We start from the raw sequence: 3,531 nt of genomic DNA, 5'->3' as shown, positions 1-3,531 counted from the left end.
TTGGCTGGAGTGACTGGAGTTCAGACGTGTGCTCTTCCGATCTCCCGCCTCGCCCCGGCCCGCGGCTCCGGCGGAACGGCCGGTGAGCCCGCCGGACGGCTCGCCGGTCTGACCGGCCGCGAGCGCGAGGTGCTGAAGCTGGTCGCCGAGGGCCGCAACAACAAGCAGATCGCCGCCGAGCTGTTCATCTCCCCGAAGACGGCGAGCGTCCACGTCTCCAACATCCTCGGCAAGCTGAGCGTCGCCAGCCGCACCCAGGCCGCCGCCCTGGCCCACCGCGAGGGCCTCTAGAGCCCGTCCCCGGCTTGCTCGGCCGCCACGCGAGCGCACGACCTGACCGGCGGGGGAGACGCCGGAGGCGAGCCCCCGCCGGGAAGATCGCGAAGCGATTCGCGCTCGCACGAGCACGGTCACGAAGCGAGCGCCGGCGAGCGCAGGGGGCCGAGCTTGCAGTGAACACCGCCGGTACGGTGACGGAATCTCACGGCACGGCGGTACATCTTCACGGTTGGGTCGTTATCCCAGACACTAGCCATTCAGGGAATCGCCTGCAATTCTTTTCCTCGTGACGCCAAGGGGCGCCGCAAAGGAAGGGGGTCGTCGTCGTGGACAAGCGGTACGAGCTTTACTGCCTCGCAGACCAGTTCTTTTACGACACCCCTCCCACCACCCGGGACACCGAATTCGACATCGCCGGCCGGGAACTGCCGGAGGGATGGCGGCGGGTGCGCGGGGACGAGTGGACGGTGTACGTCCCGCCCGTGCAGCGGGTGCCCCTCCAGGGGTGGAAAGTGCATGTCACGGGCTGTGCCGAGAGCGCGGACGAGGTTCTGGAGCACACCTTCGAGTACTGCGTCGGCAAGGGCATCGAATTCAAGCATCTGCGCGGGCCGGGCACGCTCCGGATGCGCAATGCGAAATACGCTCCGCGAGGCGCCAGCGGCAAACTCGTCACCATCTATCCGGCGGACGAGCACGAGCTGGAATCGGTGCTGGAGGAGCTCGAGGCGCGAGTCGGCGGCCTGCCCGGCCCCTACATTCTCAGCGACCTGCGCATCGGTGCGGGCCCGCTGCACGTCCGTTACGGCGGCTTCGCCGAGCGGCGCTGCCTGGACGAGCGCGGCGAGCTGGTGCCCGCGCTGGAGGACGGTTCGGGCACGCTGGTCCCCGACCGGCGCAACCCGGTGTTCTCCGTCCCGGCGTGGGTGAGGCTCCCCCGCTGTCTCGAACCGCATCTGGCGGCGCGCGGCGCGACGACCACCACCGACCTGCCCTACCGGATCGAGAAGGCGCTGCACTTCTCCAACGGCGGCGGCGTGTACGCCGGCACCGACACCCGGACGGGCGAGAAGGTCGTGCTGAAAGAGGCGCGGCCCCACGCGGGGCTCGCGGCCGACGGCGCCGACGCGGTGACGCGGCTGGAGCGCGAGCGCGAGACTCTGGCCCGGCTGGACGGGATCGACGGGATCCCCGCGGTGCGCGGCTCGTTCACGCTCGGCGAGCACCACTTCCTCGTCCAGGAGTTCATCGAGGGGCGCACCCTCAACACCTTCTTCGCCGAGCGGCACCCGATGCTCGATCCCGAGCCGGAGCCGGGCAAGGTCGCCGCCTACACCTCGTGGGCGCTGCGCGTGCACGAGGGCGTGGAGCGGCTGGTCGCGGAGATCCACGAACGCGGCGTCGTCTTCAACGACCTGCACATGTTCAACATCATGGTCCGCCCGGACGACTCGGTGGCCCTGATCGACTTCGAGGTGGCGGCGCCCGCCGCCGACCACGGCCGGCAGACCCTCGCCAACCCGGCCTTCCTCGCCCCGCCGGACCGGCGCGGCACGGGCGTCGACCGTTACGCCCTCGCGTGCCTGCGGCTGGCGCTGTTCGTCCCGATGACGACGCTGTTCGTCATCGACCGCGGCAAGGCCCGCCGGCTGGCCGACCTGGTCGCCGAGTACTTCCCCGTCCCCCGGCACTTCCTGGACGAGGCGGTCGAGGAGATCACCCGGGGCGTCCCGGACGTCCCGGCCCCATCGTTCGAGCCCGGCCCCGGCGGCTGGGCGAGCTCCCGGGCGGCGTTGACGCGGGCGGTGCGGGCGAGCGCCACCCCCGCCCGCACCGACCGCCTGTTCCCGGGCGACGTCGAGCAGTTCGGCGGCGCCGCGCTCGGGCTCGCCCACGGCGCCGCGGGGGTGCTGTACGCGCTGGAGTCGACCGGCGTGAGCCGCGACCCCGGGCACGAGGAGTGGCTGGCCGAGCGGGTCGCCGCGCCGTCCCGCGGCACCGGGCTCGGACTCTACGACGGGCTCCAGGGAGCCGCGTTCGCCCTCGCCCGGCTCGGCCATCTGGACGCGGCGCTCGCGGCCGTTGACCACTGCCTGAACGAGCGGTGGGAGCGGCTCGGCGACGACCTGTACGGCGGGCTCCCCGGGTACGCGCTCGTCCTCGGCCACCTCGGCGACCTCACCGGAACGGCGTCCCTGCGCGACGCCGCGGCGCGGGCCGTGCGGATCGTGGCGGAGCGGGCCGCGGAACGGCCCGCGGACGGGACGAGCCCGCGACCGGGGCTGATGTACGGCGGGGCGGGCACCGCGCTGATGTTCGTCCGCTGGTACGAGCGGACGGGCGAGACGGAGATGCTCGACCTGGCGGCGGCCGAGCTGCGCCGCGACCTGGCGGCCTGCGTCAAGGACGGCAACGGGGCCCTGCACGTCGACCAGGGACACCGGGTCCTGCCCTATCTCGGCCGCGGCAGCGTCGGCATCGGCCTGGTCGTGGACGACTACCTCGCGCACCGGCCGCAGGACGAGGGGTTCCGGGACGTCCGCGCGGCCGTGCGGCTCGCGGCGACGTCCCGCTACTACGCCCAGCCGGGGCTGTTCAACGGACGCGCCGGGATGCTGCTCTACCTGGCCCGGCACGACCGCACCGACCCCTGTGTGACGCGGCACGTCCGCGACCTCGCGTGGCACGCCCTGCCCTACGGGGGCGGGCTCGGAATGCCCGGCGAGCACATGTACCGGCTCTCGATGGACCTCGCGACCGGCACCGCCGGTGCGCTGCTCGCGCTCGGCGCGGCCCAGCACACGGTGCCGGCGGGGCTGCCGTTCTTCGGGACGGCCCAAGGACCCTCCGTGGAGACCTCCACGGCGGCCACCTCTATCCAGCCCGAAAGGAGGTGACGGACAATGGCGCTTCTTGACCTCCAGGGAATGGTGAGCGAGAACGGCGGCGGCGGCGGCAACAGCAGCCTGAGCCTGCTCTGCCACAGCTCGCACAGCATCACCATCTGCCTCTAGCGGCCTTTGGCGGCCATGGTCCCCGTGGGACCATGGCCGCCATCGCGGGAGAACCCCCATGACCTCCGGTACCACCCTCGCGGACGGTGCCGTCCCCCCCGGCGCGGACCGGCTGCTCCTCGGCGCCACCCGGCGCGCGGGCGGCTGGACCGCGCTGCTCGCCGTCACGGCGCTCGCGGACGCCGCGGCGGCCACGCTGCTTCCCCTCGCCCTGGCCCGCGCCGTCGACGCCGTCCCG

Annotated in this window: 4 protein-coding genes; all 4 read left to right on the top strand. The window is 73.0% G+C overall.

All coding sequences use genetic code 11. From position 1 onward, the window contains the following. Positions 1-291: response regulator transcription factor (locus tag E1291_RS45555; protein ID WP_242614680.1), on the top strand; the 291-nt coding region annotated here is incomplete at its 5' end. Positions 292-605: 314 nt separating this feature from the next. Then, complete coding sequence (gene lanKC, locus E1291_RS40270) at positions 606-3,176, top strand: class III lanthionine synthetase LanKC (protein ID WP_131743256.1); 2,571 nt, start codon at positions 606-608, stop codon at positions 3,174-3,176. A gap of 6 nt (positions 3,177-3,182) precedes the next feature. Beyond that, positions 3,183-3,293: a SapB/AmfS family lanthipeptide gene (locus E1291_RS40265; protein ID WP_089315262.1), complete on the top strand. Its 111-nt coding sequence runs from the start codon at positions 3,183-3,185 to the stop codon at positions 3,291-3,293. A 58-nt stretch (positions 3,294-3,351) separates the two neighbouring features. Beyond that, positions 3,352-3,531, top strand: a 180-nt coding sequence (locus tag E1291_RS40260; protein ID WP_131743255.1) for a hypothetical protein, incomplete at its 3' end; no start/stop codon positions are given.

Origin of the sequence: Actinomadura roseirufa, assembly GCF_900659635.1 — a bacterium.
GTDB classification, from domain to species: domain Bacteria; phylum Actinomycetota; class Actinomycetes; order Streptosporangiales; family Streptosporangiaceae; genus Spirillospora; species Spirillospora roseirufa.
Note: the sequence above shows the minus strand (reverse complement) of the source record. Positions and strands in the feature narration are given on the sequence as shown.

Excerpts from the sequence above, each read along its gene's own strand:
- E1291_RS40265 (WP_089315262.1), top strand. The coding sequence starts at position 3,183 with ATGGCGCTTCTTGACCTCCAGGGAATGGTGAGCGAGAACGGCGGCGGC.